17 protein-coding genes and 2 tRNA genes are annotated in these 15,104 nt (G+C 35.4%); 8 read left to right on the forward strand and 11 right to left on the reverse strand.

Annotated features, from left to right (window positions below):
• Positions 1-16: 16 nt before the first annotated feature.
• The 8 genes from R9X47_RS21730 to R9X47_RS21765 all read left to right on the forward strand — a co-directional run bounded on the left by R9X47_RS21730 (position 17) and on the right by R9X47_RS21765 (position 9,110).
• Complete coding sequence (locus tag R9X47_RS21730) at positions 17-1,009, forward strand: ABC transporter ATP-binding protein (RefSeq protein ID WP_432663176.1); 993 nt, start codon at positions 17-19, stop codon at positions 1,007-1,009.
• Positions 1,009-1,965: an ABC transporter ATP-binding protein gene (locus R9X47_RS21735; protein WP_432663177.1), complete on the forward strand. Its 957-nt coding sequence runs from the start codon at positions 1,009-1,011 to the stop codon at positions 1,963-1,965. Before R9X47_RS21730 ends, R9X47_RS21735 begins: the two co-directional genes overlap by 1 nt.
• A 254-nt stretch (positions 1,966-2,219) precedes the next feature.
• The gene (locus R9X47_RS21740; RefSeq protein ID WP_432663178.1) at positions 2,220-4,304 is read left to right on the forward strand and encodes a sigma 54-interacting transcriptional regulator; all 2,085 of its coding nucleotides are present in this window, start codon (positions 2,220-2,222) and stop codon (positions 4,302-4,304) included.
• Between the two features lie 280 nt (positions 4,305-4,584).
• Positions 4,585-6,150 (forward strand): acyl CoA:acetate/3-ketoacid CoA transferase, encoded by a 1,566-nt coding sequence (locus R9X47_RS21745; protein ID WP_432667681.1) that lies wholly within the window; start codon positions 4,585-4,587, stop codon positions 6,148-6,150.
• Between the two features lie 177 nt (positions 6,151-6,327).
• Positions 6,328-7,683 (forward strand): GntP family permease, encoded by a 1,356-nt coding sequence (locus R9X47_RS21750; RefSeq protein ID WP_432663179.1) that lies wholly within the window; start codon positions 6,328-6,330, stop codon positions 7,681-7,683.
• A gap of 55 nt (positions 7,684-7,738) precedes the next feature.
• The gene (fabG, locus tag R9X47_RS21755; RefSeq protein ID WP_432663180.1) at positions 7,739-8,479 is read left to right on the forward strand and encodes a 3-oxoacyl-[acyl-carrier-protein] reductase; all 741 of its coding nucleotides are present in this window, start codon (positions 7,739-7,741) and stop codon (positions 8,477-8,479) included.
• Between the two features lie 178 nt (positions 8,480-8,657).
• Positions 8,658-8,734: transfer RNA gene (locus tag R9X47_RS21760), tRNA-Arg, on the forward strand.
• A gap of 133 nt (positions 8,735-8,867) precedes the next feature.
• Entirely contained in the window at positions 8,868-9,110 is a 243-nt protein-coding gene (locus R9X47_RS21765) for a hypothetical protein (protein WP_432663181.1), read from the forward strand.
• A gap of 20 nt (positions 9,111-9,130) precedes the next feature.
• On the opposite strand, the gene R9X47_RS21770 is transcribed toward R9X47_RS21765, so the two are convergent.
• From R9X47_RS21770 to R9X47_RS21820, 11 genes are all read right to left on the reverse strand, one after another.
• Entirely contained in the window at positions 9,131-10,081 is a 951-nt protein-coding gene (locus tag R9X47_RS21770) for a tyrosine-type recombinase/integrase (RefSeq protein WP_432663182.1), read from the reverse strand.
• A complete protein-coding gene (locus R9X47_RS21775; protein WP_432663183.1) occupies positions 10,072-11,094 on the reverse strand; it encodes a rolling circle replication-associated protein in 1,023 nt (340 codons plus the stop codon). Before R9X47_RS21775 ends, R9X47_RS21770 begins: the two co-directional genes overlap by 10 nt.
• A 128-nt stretch (positions 11,095-11,222) precedes the next feature.
• A complete protein-coding gene (locus R9X47_RS21780) occupies positions 11,223-11,414 on the reverse strand; it encodes a hypothetical protein (RefSeq protein WP_432663184.1) in 192 nt (63 codons plus the stop codon).
• Between the two features lie 12 nt (positions 11,415-11,426).
• The gene (locus R9X47_RS21785) at positions 11,427-11,585 is read right to left on the reverse strand and encodes a hypothetical protein (RefSeq protein WP_432663185.1); all 159 of its coding nucleotides are present in this window, start codon (positions 11,583-11,585) and stop codon (positions 11,427-11,429) included.
• Positions 11,586-11,717: 132 nt separating this feature from the next.
• A complete protein-coding gene (locus tag R9X47_RS21790; RefSeq protein ID WP_432663186.1) occupies positions 11,718-12,491 on the reverse strand; it encodes a zonular occludens toxin domain-containing protein in 774 nt (257 codons plus the stop codon).
• A gap of 353 nt (positions 12,492-12,844) precedes the next feature.
• Positions 12,845-13,048: a hypothetical protein gene (locus R9X47_RS21795; protein WP_432663187.1), complete on the reverse strand. Its 204-nt coding sequence runs from the start codon at positions 13,046-13,048 to the stop codon at positions 12,845-12,847.
• A 1-nt stretch (position 13,049) separates the two neighbouring features.
• Positions 13,050-13,223 (reverse strand): hypothetical protein, encoded by a 174-nt coding sequence (locus R9X47_RS21800; RefSeq protein ID WP_432663188.1) that lies wholly within the window; start codon positions 13,221-13,223, stop codon positions 13,050-13,052.
• A 4-nt stretch (positions 13,224-13,227) separates the two neighbouring features.
• Positions 13,228-14,529 carry a hypothetical protein gene (locus R9X47_RS21805; protein ID WP_432663189.1) on the reverse strand — a complete coding sequence of 434 codons (1,302 nt, stop codon included), beginning with the start codon at positions 14,527-14,529 and terminating at the stop codon, positions 13,228-13,230.
• 34 nt (positions 14,530-14,563) lie between these two features.
• Positions 14,564-14,636 (reverse strand) — tRNA-Thr (locus R9X47_RS21810).
• 20 nt (positions 14,637-14,656) lie between these two features.
• A complete protein-coding gene (locus tag R9X47_RS21815; protein WP_432663190.1) occupies positions 14,657-14,887 on the reverse strand; it encodes a hypothetical protein in 231 nt (76 codons plus the stop codon).
• Between the two features lie 12 nt (positions 14,888-14,899).
• Positions 14,900-15,094 carry a hypothetical protein gene (locus tag R9X47_RS21820; RefSeq protein WP_432663191.1) on the reverse strand — a complete coding sequence of 65 codons (195 nt, stop codon included), beginning with the start codon at positions 15,092-15,094 and terminating at the stop codon, positions 14,900-14,902.
• Positions 15,095-15,104: the final 10 nt, after the last annotated feature.

The following is a 15,104-nucleotide window of genomic DNA, read 5'->3' on the forward strand; positions in this document are numbered from 1 at the left end:
GGAGGGAGTGAAAATAATGAGCAAAAAAGAGCTTTTAAATATAGAAAATTTAGCTATTGATTATGTAACGGAAGACGGTACGGTAAAGGCAGTTAATGGTATTGAGCTAAAGCTTGATAAAGGTGAGACTTTAGGCCTAGTTGGAGAAACAGGTGCGGGTAAAACAACTACTGCGCTTGGAATCATGAAATTGGTTCCAAATCCTCCAGGAAAAATAATGAGCGGTAAGATTGAATTCGAAGGTAAAGATTTATTAAAGGTATCTGAAGAGGAAATGAGAATGATCAGGGGAAATAAAATCTCAATGATCTTCCAGGATCCTATGACATCTTTAAACCCTGTTATGACAGTGGGTGAGCAAATCTCAGAGGTTATAGAGATTCACCAAGATTTAAACAAGCAAGATGCTATGAAAAAAGCTGAAGAAATGCTTGAACTTGTTGGTATTCCGGCGGCAAGGGTAAACGATTATCCACATCAATTTTCTGGTGGGATGAAGCAAAGAGTTGTAATTGCTATTTCACTTGCATGTAATCCACAGCTTCTTATTGCTGATGAGCCAACAACAGCACTAGACGTTACAATACAAGCTCAGGTTCTAGATTTAATGAACAATCTTAAAGAAGAATTTCATACAGCAATGATTCTAATTACCCATGACCTAGGCGTTGTTTCTGAGGTTTGTGATAAGGTAGCTATAATGTATGCAGGTGAAATAATTGAAGCTGCATCACTAGAGCAATTATTTGAGAATCCAAGACATCCTTATACACTAGGATTATTTGGTTCGATTCCAAATCTTGAGGAAGAAACAGATAGATTAAATCCTATAAAAGGTTTAATGCCAGATCCAACTAATCTTCCATCAGGATGTAAGTTCCATCCAAGATGCCCTTACGCAACTGATGTATGTTCTACGCAAATACCAAAGGGAACTGAAATCGAAGCTGGACATAAGGTTAAATGTTTAATATATGAAGGTCTTGTAGATGCGGAGGTGAAAAGATAATGGGTGATAAAATATTAGAGGTAAAAAATCTGAAAAAATACTTTAAAACTCCAAAAGGGATGCTTCACGCAGTAGATGGACTTAACTTTTCCATAGATAGAGGTAAGACTCTTGGAGTAGTTGGTGAGTCTGGTTGCGGAAAGTCAACTACTGGTAGAGTTGTTCTAAGACTTTTAGAGGCGACTGATGGAGACATTATCTTTGAAGGTAAAAATATTAGAATGTTTGATAAAAAACAACTAAGAGAACTCCGTAGAGAAATGCAAATAATCTTCCAGGATCCTTTTGCATCACTAAACCCAAGGATGACAGTTAGTGAAATAATCGGAGAACCATTAATAATACATGGCATTACTAAGAATAAAAAAGAACTTGATAAAAGAGTATCAGAGCTTATGGATACTGTTGGACTTGCTGACAGACTTGTAAATGCTTACCCTCATGAACTTGATGGTGGTAGAAGACAAAGGATAGGTATAGCTAGAACTCTTTCATTAAATCCAAAGTTCATCGTATGTGATGAGCCAGTATCTGCCCTTGACGTTTCTATTCAGGCACAGGTACTAAACCTAATGCAGGATTTACAACAAGAGTTAGGCCTTACTTATATGTTCATAACCCATGACTTATCAGTAGTTAAGCACTTCTCTGATGATATAGCGGTTATGTACCTTGGTCAGTTGGTTGAAAAGGCACCTGCAAAGGAGCTATTCAAAAACCCAGTTCATCCATATACTAAGGCACTACTTTCAGCTATACCAGTACCAAGCTTAACTAATAAAAAAGAAAGAATCATTCTTAAGGGTGAAATCACATCTCCAATAAATCCACAACCAGGATGTAGATTTGCTAAGAGATGCCCACATGCAGATAATTGCCCAACTGCTGAGCCAGTACTTAAGGACATCGGAAATGGCCACTTTGTTGCATGTAACCTTATAAATGAATTAGTATAATAAATAAAAGAAAAGGATGGAGAATAAAATCTCTATCCTTTATTTTTTTGCCTAAAAATAATTAGATGATTAAGGGCAACCACATGTTGCTGCATTTTGCTTTTGGATAACAGCTATAAGTTTGACTATCTGAAACTATTGATAATTCATGATGAATATGTTAGTATTACTTAACCCAAATTATTTATGAATAATTTGGGCTTAACTCATAACATTCAATTGATTTTGTATTTTTCCTATAAAGAGGTGAAAGTATGCTACACTTTAGAATGATTAAGGCTAAGGATTTGATGGATACTAATATACACGGACTTGATGAGAATTGTACAATTGAAAAAGCAGTTGAGTATATGATTAAGCATAAGGTTAATAATGTCCCAATTGTAAATAGATTTGGTAAGCCAATTGGGGTATTGCCTAAAAACAACCTTCTAGATGCCGTCAATAATTATAGAGATTTTTCAATGAAGGTATCCGATATTACACTGGAAAATTGCAAAGATATTTGTTTAGGAAAAGAAGAGGCGGCAAATATAATCTATGATAAAAGTTACGAGGAGCTCTTTGTTGTAGATGAGGGGAATAGATTGTGTGGCTTATTAAGTAAATCTAAGTGTCTTTCTGAGCAGGTAGACTTCCTGCTTCTGAGCATGAATTCTATTATCGAATCCACAAATCATGCAATAGTAGCTATTGATAAGGACCTTAATGTCATCCTATTCAATAATGCAGCAGAGGAAATTATAGGAATAAAAGCTTATGAGGCTCTAGGAAAAAAAGTTAATGACGTTTTACGTACTTCGCAGCTGCCTAATATAATTGAAACTGGAAGAACTGATATTAATTCACTTATATATATAAATGAAAAGAAAGTTATAACTAATAGGGCGCCAATAATTGAAAATGGTGAAATTATGGGGGCAATAGCTCTATTCTTTGATGTGACTGAAAATGACAACCTTTTAAAGGAACTTGAGGAGCAGAAAAATGTTTCACAGGTATTAAATACGATTCTAGAAACTGTCTACGATGGTATTTTGGTTGTCAACAAAGATGGATATATTACTATGATAAGCAAAACCTATGCAAAGTTCCTTGGAGTTGAGGGGCAGTCTGTAATTGGTAAGCATGTAACTGAGGTAGTTGAGAATACTAGGATGCATATTGTAGCACAGACTGGAGTCGCTGAAATTGCGGATATACAGAAGATTAAAGGTGACTATATGATAGCCTCAAGGATACCTACAATAAAGAATGGAGAAGTGGTAGGAGCCGTTGGAAAGGTTCTTTTTAGAAATGTAGATGATTTGAACGATCTTTATAAAAAAATCAATCTTATGGAGCAGGAGATTGAAGAATATAAGGGAGAGCTTAAAAAGATAAATAGAGCAAAATATACCTTTGGAGATATTATTGGCATTAGTAAAAGGATTTCTGAGACTAAAGACTTAGCAGAAAAGGCCTCCCATACCGATTCAAATGTACTCATTCTAGGTGAAAGTGGCACTGGTAAGGAGCTTATAGCCCATGCAATTCACAATGAGAGCGGGAGAAGCTTTGGTCCATTCATAAAGGTTAATTGTGCTGCGATCCCCTCTGAGTTACTAGAGTCTGAACTATTTGGATATGAAGAGGGCGCCTTTACTGGTGCTAAAAAGGATGGTAAAATAGGAAAGTTTGAGTTGGCCGATGGAGGAACTATATTTCTTGATGAAATAGGGGATATGCCATTGTCTATGCAGTCAAAACTATTAAGGGTTATTCAGGAAAGAGAGATTGAGAGGGTAGGGGCAACGGGAAACAAAAGAATAAATGTTAGAATAATTGCTGCTACTAACAGAAATCTTGAAGAGATGGTATTGAAGGGTGAATATAGACAAGACCTTTACTATAGACTTAATGTTTTTACAATTTTAGTGCCATCACTGACTGAAAGACCAGAAGACATCCCTGTACTAACTGAGTACTTTTTATATGATCTTGACAACAAATATCATAAGAATATTAATAAGATATCAGATAAAGCCATGAATCACTTAATAAAATATACATGGCCTGGGAATATCAGAGAGCTGCAAAATATTATAGAAAGGGCTATAAATCTGGTAGATATGACTGATATTATAGATGTAGAGCATTTACCCCAAAGAATTGTTGGTAAGCAATATATCAGAACGATAAAGAGTCTAAAGGATATTTTAGCAAGGGCCGAAAAAGATGCAATCATTGAAAGTATAAGAATAACAAATGGGAACAAAACTAAAGCAGCAAGTCTATTAGGAATCGGTCGAACAACATTTTATGAAAAATTAGCAAAATATGGCCTTGAAAATATATAAATATGGACAAGTTGTTGTAAAAATGTTCGAAAATCAGAACAAGTGCAAAATAATAGCGAAATATAGTTCGAAAATTCGAACAACTCTTGTCGATATTGAAATATATTGTACGGTAACTCGAACATAAAGCTCTAGAAAAATGGGAAAATCATTTTTCTAGAGTTTTTTAGTTTTTGCTCAAGTCCTCTTATTTACAGGATAGAGCAATTTGCAGCTAAAAATTTAGACTGGCATACAATTTGCTTATTACTGATATATAGTAAGTATAATTCATTTGATGATGGGAGGAATTAATGTGAATTCCAAAGTAATGTCAGCTGCCGAAGCTGTTTCTATGATTAAAGATGGTGATATGGTTGCTACCGGAGGATTTGTTGGGAACTGTCATCCAGAAGAATTAACAATAGCATTGGAAAAGCGTTTCCTGGAGGAAGGTAAGCCAAGAAATCTTGGACTTGTTTATGCGGCTGGTCAAGGCGATGGTAAGGATAGAGGTTTAAATCATCTAGGTCATGAAGGACTAGTAGCAAAGGTTATTGGCGGTCATTGGGGATTAGCACCGAAGGTGCAAAAATTAGCATTGGCAAATAAAATACAAGCATATAACTTACCACAGGGGGTAATAGCACATTTATTTAGAGATATTGCGGCGGGAAAGCCTGGTACAATTACCCATGTGGGATTGAAGACCTTTGTAGATCCTAGGATCGAGGGTGGAAAATTAAACGATGTCACAAAGAAAGATATAGTTGAGTTAATAGAATTAGATGGAAAGGAACATTTATTCTACAAGTCTTTTCCCATAGATGTAGCTTTAATAAGGGCTACCTACGCCGATGAAATCGGTAATGCCACCATGGATAAAGAGGCAGTTACCCTTGAGATAACATCTATGGCTCAAGCAGTAAAGAACTCAGGTGGTATCGTAATATTGCAAGTTGAAAATGTTGTCCAAAGAGGGAGTTTAGATCCTAGACTAGTAAAGATACCGGGAATATATGTTGATGCAATTGTTGTGGCAGAGCCTCAAAATCATATGCAAACCTTTAAGGAGCAATATAACCCAGCTTATACGGGAGCTATAAAGGTACCAGTTGGTTCATTTGACAAACTTAGTCTTGATACAAGAAAGATAATAGCCAGAAGAGGTGCCATGGAGTTAGTACCAAATGCCATAACAAACCTAGGCATTGGAATGCCAGAAGGGATAGCTATAGTTGCCAACGAAGAGGGAATCGGTGATGAAATGGATTTAACTATAGAATCTGGTCCAATAGGAGGAGTACCGGCAGGGGGATTAAGCTTTGGTGCAGCAACTAATCCAGAAGCAATAATAGATCAAGGTTATCAGTTTGATTTTTATGACGGTGGAGGACTTGATGTTGCATTTTTAGGATTAGCTCAGTGCGATAAATACGGAAATATAAACGTTAGCAAATTTGGACCTAAGATAGCCGGATGTGGAGGATTTATAAATATCACTCAGAATGCCAAGGCCGTTGTATACTGTGGAACATTTACAGCCGGTGGTTTAAAAATTGATATAGTAGACGGTCAGCTTGTTATAAAAAATGAAGGGAAGATCAAGAAGTTCATAAAGGACGTGGAGCAGATAACATTCAGTGGCGAGTATGCTGCGGAAAAGGGACAAAAAGTACTGTATATAACCGAGAGAGCAGTTTTTAAGCTTACTAAAGAAGGTTTAGAGCTAATAGAAATAGCACCAGGTGTAGACCTAAATAAGGATATACTTGACCTCATGGAGTTCAAACCAATTATTGCCGATGATTTAAAAACGATGGATTCAAGGATATTTAAGGATGAACCTATGAATCTAACACTATAGAGATTCCAGTCAAAACTATAATTTATACACATCAAAAATCCCTAAAAGCATCGGATATTTTGATATATATAAATTAAGATTTACTTAGAACTCTATATAGAAGGGAGATGATATAAAAATTATGTAACTTTTGCTATCATTATCAAGTTATAACAATACTTTAAAGGAGGAATTTTGATGTTAGGAGTTATTGCTATTATTTTGACCTTAGGTGCACTTATGTATTTTGCTTATAGAGGCGTAACGGTTCTTGTGCTAGCTCCACTATTAGCCATGGCAGCAGTATTGGTTTCCGGAGAATTCCCACCGCTTCATGCATTATCAAACGTATTTATGCCAGCAGCTGTAAGTTATATAGGTAAGTATTTTCCTGTATTCTTGGCAGGAGCAATATTCGGTAAGCTTATGGGTGTAACAGGAGCTGCGACGGCAATTGCCAATCTTGTAGCTGACAAATTTGGTGAGAAAAGAGCCATTACAGCTGTAGTTGTTGCAACATCTTTGTTAACATATGGTGGTGTTTCACTATTTGTTGTTGTATTTGCAATGTACCCAATTGGAGCTACGTTACTAAGAAGAGCAAATGTTCCAAAAAGATTATTACCGGCAGCTATTGCCCTTGGTGCATTTACCTTTACTATGACCGCACTTCCAGGTTCGCCACAGTATATTAATACTATGCCAACAGTTTACTTTGGAACTGATATCTATGCAGCACCGATTCTAGGTATTATAGCAGCAGCAATCATGTTCTTCGGTGGAGTCTATTATCTGAATCGCAGAGCCGATAAATTGATGGCAGGAGGAGAAGGTTATGGAGATCATCCTAATGAGAGCCTTCATGAGTTAGATGACAATATTCCTAGATTTGCTCTTGCAATCACACCGATAATAATCGTATTTATTGTAAACTTCTTACTCACAAACTGGTACTTTAAAATGCCTTCAGTTATAGAGAGATATAAGGCTGTGGGATCTGGTGTAAATGGAACTTGGCCTGTAATTATAGGTCTTGCAGTAGCAGTAGTTTTCATAATATTTACTATGAGAAAATTCATTCCTCAAACGAATAAGACAGTTTTTGAAGGAGCGGTTGGGGCACTTTTACCAATATTCAATACTGCATCGGAAGTTGGTTACGGTGGTGTAATCAAATCATTAGCAGCATTTACGACTGTAAAGATGGGTATAGTAGCTATGGCAATTCCATCGGTATTCAAAGTGGCAATTTCAACAACACTACTTGCGGGTATAGTTGGATCTGCTTCTGGTGGTACAGCAATAGCATTGGAAGTATTATCTAAGGAGTTTTTGGCAATGGGAATAGCTCCTGAAGCACTTCACAGAATCATGATCGTTGCAGCAGGTGGATTAGATTCATTACCACACTGTGGAGCTATAATTACTCTATTAGCAGTTACTCAGCTTACCCATAAGGAAAGCTATAAGGATATTGCTGTGAATACTATAGTATTGCCACTAATAGCTTCTTTTACAATTTCAGTAATCTATTTAATAACGGGTATTTATTAAAATATAATAGTTTAGTTGTGTTGTAACCGAAAAAGCATATATAGGAGGGTATAAATTGAGATTAAAGGATAAAGTAGCAATTGTTACAGGAGCAGGAAGAGGTATTGGAGAAGCTACTGCTTTGAAGTTTTCTAAGGAGGGCGCAAAGGTAATCGTTGTTGATATTAATGAGGACGATATAAATAAAGTTGTAGAGAAAATAAAGGCAGAAGGTGGAGAGGCTATAGGTACCGTTGTCGATGTAACAAAGAGGGAACAAGTGGATGCAATGATTGAAAAGACAGTTATAGCCTTGGGAAAAGTAGATATCATAGTAAACAATGCGGGTATTACTGCAGACAACACTTTGCTAAAAATGACTGAAGCAGAATGGGATAGAGTTATAAATGTAAACCTCAAGGGTGTATACAATTGTGGCCAAGCCGCTGCAACAGTTATGGTTAAGCAAGGCAGTGGAGTAATACTAAATGCAACCTCCGTTGTAGGGCTCTATGGAAATTATGGTCAAACTAACTATGCTGCTACAAAGTGGGGCGTTATAGGAATGACAAAGACTTGGGCCAAGGAATTAGGTAAGAAGGGAATACGTGTTAATGCAGTAGCTCCAGGTTTTATCCTTACTCCAATGACAGAAAAAATGCCTGAAAAAGTACTTAATATGATGGCAGATAAGGCTCCTATAAAGAGATTAGGTTCTCCAGAGGATATTGCTAATGCTTATACATACCTAGCATCCGATGAAGCAAGCTTTGTTACAGGTGCTGTTTTAGAGGTGACTGGAGGAATCGTTTTATAGTTTAGAAGAAGATTAGATTTTATAAATCTATTATTCAAAGTCAGTAAAGGTGCCTAGCTGGGCACCTTTCAGTTCGCCATTTTTTATAATCTATATTAGGGACATTAAACTGTATATAACAACCATTGATAATTATTGATAAATATGTTAATATATTTTATGTTAAGTTAAATACCATGCGCCCTTAGCTCAGTTGGATAGAGTGCTAGACTTCGAATCTAGGCGTCGGGGGTTCGAGTCCCTCAGGGCGTGCCAAACAAAAAACCTTGTATTTTCAAGGTTTTTATTTTTTTTGATTTAGCTATAGATTAGAATTTTCATTGGTCTAAAGGTAACGGGTTTTGCATATAAAAAGTATATAGTTATTTTTTAAAAGGAGGGATATCGTATGATAAAGTATGAAGATATAGAAGACGACGATAAGAAATTACAGAGTAAATTAAAAGATGAGTACATTAAATTATCTGAGCTTTCACTGCATTATTCTACAGATTTACCTCAAGATATCGAACATGAGATTGAAAAAATTAATGATCAAAGGGTTCTCCAATATCACTTAAATAAACAAATAGATGAAAAACGGTTTTGTTATAAAATTGAAAATAGGAAAATAACAATTTGGGAAGCATGATAAGCTTCCCTATTTTAATTCTAAAGTCTAACATTCTGACCTCTTAATCTGTCTAATGTGGATAAGCTTTTAAAATTTTTCACAGTATAGCTAGAAGCAATATGAGAATATCTTCTAGTCATTTCTAAGGAAGTATGACCTAAAATAAGTTGAAGAGAAAAGGCATCACCACCATTAATAAGGTAGCGAGTAGCAAAGGTATGTCGGAGCAGGTGAGGGCTTAATCTTTTTATTCCAGTTTTCCTTTTAAGTCTATAAAACAGCATTTTAATAACGTCTATAGATACAGGGTTTTTTTCTTGACTAATAAAGACCCTATCCGTGGGATATTCCGGCATAGGTCTATAACCATTGAGATATTTGTACAAAAGCTTTTTAGTATATAAGCCCATAGGTACAATACGCTCCTTTTCCCCCTTACCAAAGACTTTAATAACATTTTGAGTAAAGTGGATATTCTGTACATCTATTGTAATTGCTTCGTTACGCCTTAATCCAGAATCAAGCATTAAACTAACAATACACTTGTTTCGCAGACCGAACTCAGTACGTTCATTAATAGACTTATATAATTTCTTAATCTCTTCATCACTAAGGATTTCAACGGTTTTCTTAGGAGCCTTAGGAAGCTTTATCTTACTACCTATATTATTTTCTATATATCCTTCATTAAAGAGCCAATTCATAAAAGAACGTATATGACGCACATAAGACTGGATAGTCGTTTTAGATAACTTAGCTTTTAAGTTAGTTTCAAAATTAAATTGTTTATCTTTATCAGCCAAAAACAATTGATATTTCTTTATGTCCATAGGGGCGATATTATTAACCAAGGTTTCACTGCCTAAATAAGTACTAAAATAGCCTAGGATAAGCTTATACGTATGTATAGTATTATCTGTATTGCCTTTAAGTTTTTGGTCAATCATAAAGCCATCTATAGCTTTTTCAAGTGTTATAATTACAACCACCCCAACTTTCCTAATTCAATTTCATCAACAGGTACTTCAATAAACTGGAATTTTTTCCACAGCTTATTCCTAACTTTTTCTATAGCATAAAAGGTGTCCGGTAATAGGTATTTACAGACGTCTTTAAATTTAATTTTAACTTGCCTATCATAAGCACCTTTCATAATACTAAATACAGTATTTACAACGCTTACAATACTTTCCTTTACTCTAATATCTTCGATCTCATAGGCATCAATATCCACACTACCTATAAACTCATGAGCATAAGAGCCATTAAAGGAATGAAAATCCTTAAGCATTGCTAAAATAGACTTATACAACTCATTATCTATATCAAGTTTGTAAATCTCGGGTTTATTCAAACCCCTAGAACAGAAATATCGCTTTTTATTAAGCATATCTTTATCCAAGTAAATAGAATAATTATCCTCACCTTTAGAGTTTTCCTTGTTTATGTACTTAGCAACATAACTAGCAAAGTCCATAATATCTTCTTTTTTAGACACACCTTTAACAAAAGTGAAGCCTTTTCCCCATATCTTTTGGAATTTATCCTGCTTAATGTATGGTAAATTGAAGTAAAGTATATGAAAATGAATTGCTCCACGCTTCTGAAACTCGGGAATGCAGATATATTTTAATACGTTCTTTCTAACTCCATAGAGATACCACGATAAACGCTTATTGAACTTTGTAAATTCTTCGTTAGCTGTCTCCATATCGGTTACATTTTCAGCAAAAGTAAGAGTCCAAAATTTAGGTCGCTGAATCTCTCCATGCAAATCGGGAATAGTATTCACATTGCACGCTATGATGTCAAAAACTCTTTTTCTAGCCCTTAAAATACTCTTAAGGAAGTTTTCCCTAGTATGTTCGCTTTGCCCCTTAGAAGCAGGGGAGGGAGCATTTTTTACTTGATAATTAAAGTACTTGTCCTTAGATAATCTTTTAAGGGTAACGTGTTTTCCAGCAATCTTAATCTCTAAATTATATGACATTTGATTTAACATTCTAAAACCTCCTTCTCGGGTATTTTTAAGGGTCTTTGGCTTTTAAATGACAGTCGCATTAAGTGCGACATTACTCAAGTAAAGCCTTTCCCACCGCCTTTGGCGGTGGTACTCTTCTTAGCTAAGCTTTATTTACTCAAAGTCTTTATTGCTAAATTAGCTTCTTTCCTAGTCATTAATTTGTTTTCAACTTGTAACTTAATTCCATCTATACTAGTCATATCATCACAGCTACTACAAAACCCTTTCTTTAAAGATGGTTTATACATAGCCATTTCAGATTCTTCATAGGTCTGTTTACACTTCACACAAAAGTACATTTTGCACCTCCATTAATTATGCAATCTATCGTAGGTTTCCATATAATCTTTGATTACCTTATCTAAAACCTTATTTATTTCATCTTGGCTTTCCGAATCCTGCTTATCTTCTGATTCTTTCAAACGATATAGAGCTAGCTCAATTACTGTTAACTCATTCAATTCATACATTTTTCAAAACCTCCTTTTTAGTTAGGCAAAAGAGTGAGATTACGCCCGAACTCTTAACCTAAACTTCCAGCCTCGCGATTACGCCCGAACGCCGAACTTAAAAAGTTAACTACGGTGAAAGGTGGTTAAAATTTATTTACCAAACATTTTCTTCTTTTTCTTAACCTCACCTACAGAAATGACAGTCGAACCACCACCCTGTCTGTTGATAGCTTCCTCATTAGATATAAACTCTTGTTTTTTCATATCGTCAATTAGTTCAGCAGTATCATAGAGATTCCTTATAAAATCGGTCTGTATAAAGTTGTATCTCCACTTTATAGGAGCAGGGCGCATCTCGTTCTCCACTTCCACGTCATAGGCTTCATAGTATCTCTGGAACACCCATCTTCTAGCTATACAACTACACTGAATAACATTAAAGGTTATATCCCTTATAAGCTTATCTACATGGTGGAATCTTTGGGCAGTACCTAGAACCATCTTTTTACGCTTCCTTACTTGTAGCAATTGACCCATAAGGGCAGGTGGGAACTTTGACCAACTCCTTGACTGAAATATTGAGGATATCTCATCTATTACAAATAAAGAATCCCCGGGCGCATCAATAATCTGCTGATAATTTTCAAGCGGAATTATTGTAGTGTGCTCGGGGAAATTTTGAAGCTTTATATTTGTATATACTGTTAATTGTGGAAACTTCTTAGCAAGCCTATAAGCGTGTTCCACCATTGATATAGTCTTACCACGACCGAATAGTCCAACATAGATATGTAAACCAAATCCTTCAAAGTTTTCCCATTCCTTATATCTGTAGTAGTTATATATGTCAATTGTCTTTACATAAATGAACTTTGGAACCTTTATCATTACCGATGTTAATATGTAGAACAAATAATTTATCAATTTAAACCTCCTTAAATTAAGTTAGTAAAAAAGGAGCAAGGGCGGCGAACCTATTTCGCCGCTCCTTTTGCTCCCCTCAATACCTTAAACGCTACGCCAACGATCATACCTAAAACCAATACATTAAGTGGGTAAATTGAGAATAACCCTAAAATTGACTTTATCATTTCTATGATTTCGGCGAATAAACTAGTATCAATTACAGTTGTACTACATCCCTCCTTTCGATAGCTTATATGTAATACCCTTAATAATATCGAGAACACTTGATAATATTAGGATGAATACAAAACACCTTATCATATAATCAAAATTTTCAAATCCTTCGGGAACTGAATCCCTAATAAACTCCATTATCGTATCCATCTTGTCACCTTCTCCTTAAAGGCTATAAACAGCAGTATAAATATTATAAAAAGCATTAAAGAGTTTTGCATCTGTAGATATTCTAGTTTGCTTTCTTCAAGTGCTTTAATCTCAGCTATATAACCATTTTGAATCTCTATAGAATCATATATGTCTTCTAATTCGTCAGTATAATTAATACTTTCTTCCAAATTACTCACCCCTTTTGGTGCCAGATAGACCAAAGAAAAACACTAATAAAAAGTAAAAAGTAACGGAAAAATAGAAAATATTCCAGAATGTTATCTTATACTCAAAGAGTGGTATTTCTAAGGACATAACCATATCAACAATATCCCATAATGATACCAATACATCTTTTAGCATTCTATCACCGCCCGAATATGCCTTTGATAACTCCAACCAAAGCACCTATATAAAGCACGTTTCGCATCTCAGCAGGTAGAAAACTGAACAAATCATCCATTACATACTTCATTTGACCGACACCATTCCAAAGCATTTCAATACCATCAGCAAGCATTGTAATAAGGCTTACAATAGTATTGTAAATCCAATATACACTATCGAATAATGTACTCTCTGTTACTGGTGGAGGCTCAATAGTTCCCGATGAATCATAGTCGGGATTATAAGTAAAATCCCCAGAATCATAATAAGGAAGTCCGTTATTTGCATTTGCGTCATACTCCTCGGATTCTTCCTTTACAACAATATTAAACTTGTCTAGATATTCAACCCTTGTAGTCCTATGAACATTCCATATGACAATCTTCTCATTTGGCTTAATATATACAGTCATGCTTCCAGTAGTATTGCCTAAATAGGTTTGACCAGTAGGATTCCAAAAGGTTTGGTCAAGCTGTGAAACCTTCTCATAATATATAATGTGGGTAAATGGCTTTTCTAACAATCCACTATCCTCAGCATGTATATTGACCTGTACATTGTCAGAACGTTGATTTTCAATAGTCAGCTTGTTATAGCTACTCTCGCCGTTTACCATCATCTTAGTTGTCACCGTTGGATTTTCAACCTGTATAGGCGAGGTCGATGTTTCAATCTCTATAGGAGCATCATCACTAGTTGATAAAAATTCAAACTCTAGATAACCATTAGGGACTATATAGGTCTGGTCTGCTATCTGTGTAAGCCATGAAGTCATAACATTACCATCTACATACTGACGAATATTCATTTCGACAGCATGGTCAATACTTGCCTTTATAGTGATTTCATCACCGGGATTGTCAAATAAAACCGTATCTCCTACATTGTATTGATACGTCGAAGAAGAAGTATATAAATAACCACTTCCATCAGTGTAAGGAATATCTGTATTAGATTCTAATACGGTAAAAGTAGGAGCACTTCCTCCTACACTACTATACCCTCCAATATCATTCCATGCACCATTTTCCCAACGATAAACCCTATCATTAGAAGAATTTTCAACAGAATCTAATAAATACTCTCCTTTTTCAAATTCCAAAGGATCATCATCAACAACTAATCTTACAACGGTACCATCACCATACAAATCACATAAAGCATAATAATTATAATTTGCATAGTTACTAGGTAAGGGCTTATACTGTCCTGCATCTGCATAGACCAAATTAGTCGGCAACAACATAATTACTATCAATAAAACAATACTAAATCTTTTCAACTTCTTTGTACTATCACCCCTATCTTAAATTGGGTGCGGGGGAGGGATTCGAACCCTCGACCTCTAGGCTACAACCCTAGCGTCCTTGACCACTAGACTACCACCGCCAAGAATTAGCCTTTACAGGCTAAATGCTTTTATTGTAGGAATACTGAACTCTGTCGCTATTTTGGAAACTAAAGGCGTATACAGGAAGTTCAATGTCTTGACCCTTCTTTATCTCTTTGAAATCATCAAGATGTTCTTCCTTTACATGAACAATATCTGTATTGAAACCTTCACCTTCAACACCTACTAAATAGCCATTTCCCTTCTTTTTAGGTTGAATCCCTTTGTATTTACCAGTTAACTTTAACACCAAATTCCTCCTTTAAAATAATAGTTTTTCATTAATTTTATTATTCAAAAGGTCAACATACACTAGAACCTTTGAGCCTGTAAGTTCATGCGTGAGCATCTTGGCACAAGCCATATACTTACAAGACTCTATTTTATATCTAGGTATATCAAACCTATGATTGATATAATTTACTAATTCCGCTTCACTTGTTAGATATGAAGCCATTTTCAATAAC

Origin of the sequence: Wukongibacter baidiensis (genome assembly GCF_050888315.1) — a bacterium.
Taxonomy (GTDB): domain Bacteria; phylum Bacillota; class Clostridia; order Peptostreptococcales; family Caminicellaceae; genus Wukongibacter; species Wukongibacter baidiensis.

Bases quoted from the DNA above. Each gene is read 5' to 3' on its own strand.
- R9X47_RS21765 (WP_432663181.1), top strand. From the start codon at position 8,868: ATGATAAAGTATGAAGATATAGAAGACGACGATAAGAAATTACAGAGT.
- R9X47_RS21780 (WP_432663184.1), bottom strand. From the start codon at position 11,414: ATGTACTTTTGTGTGAAGTGTAAACAGACCTATGAAGAATCTGAAATG.
- R9X47_RS21785 (WP_432663185.1), bottom strand. From the start codon at position 11,585: ATGTATGAATTGAATGAGTTAACAGTAATTGAGCTAGCTCTATATCGT.
- R9X47_RS21800 (WP_432663188.1), bottom strand. From the start codon at position 13,223: ATGCTAAAAGATGTATTGGTATCATTATGGGATATTGTTGATATGGTT.
- R9X47_RS21775 (WP_432663183.1), bottom strand. From the start codon at position 11,094: ATGTTAAATCAAATGTCATATAATTTAGAGATTAAGATTGCTGGAAAA.
- R9X47_RS21820 (WP_432663191.1), bottom strand. From the start codon at position 15,094: ATGGCTTCATATCTAACAAGTGAAGCGGAATTAGTAAATTATATCAAT.
- R9X47_RS21730 (WP_432663176.1), top strand. From the start codon at position 17: ATGAGCAAAAAAGAGCTTTTAAATATAGAAAATTTAGCTATTGATTAT.
- R9X47_RS21735 (WP_432663177.1), top strand. From the start codon at position 1,009: ATGGGTGATAAAATATTAGAGGTAAAAAATCTGAAAAAATACTTTAAA.
- R9X47_RS21740 (WP_432663178.1), top strand. From the start codon at position 2,220: ATGCTACACTTTAGAATGATTAAGGCTAAGGATTTGATGGATACTAAT.
- R9X47_RS21745 (WP_432667681.1), top strand. From the start codon at position 4,585: ATGGGAGGAATTAATGTGAATTCCAAAGTAATGTCAGCTGCCGAAGCT.
- R9X47_RS21750 (WP_432663179.1), top strand. From the start codon at position 6,328: ATGTTAGGAGTTATTGCTATTATTTTGACCTTAGGTGCACTTATGTAT.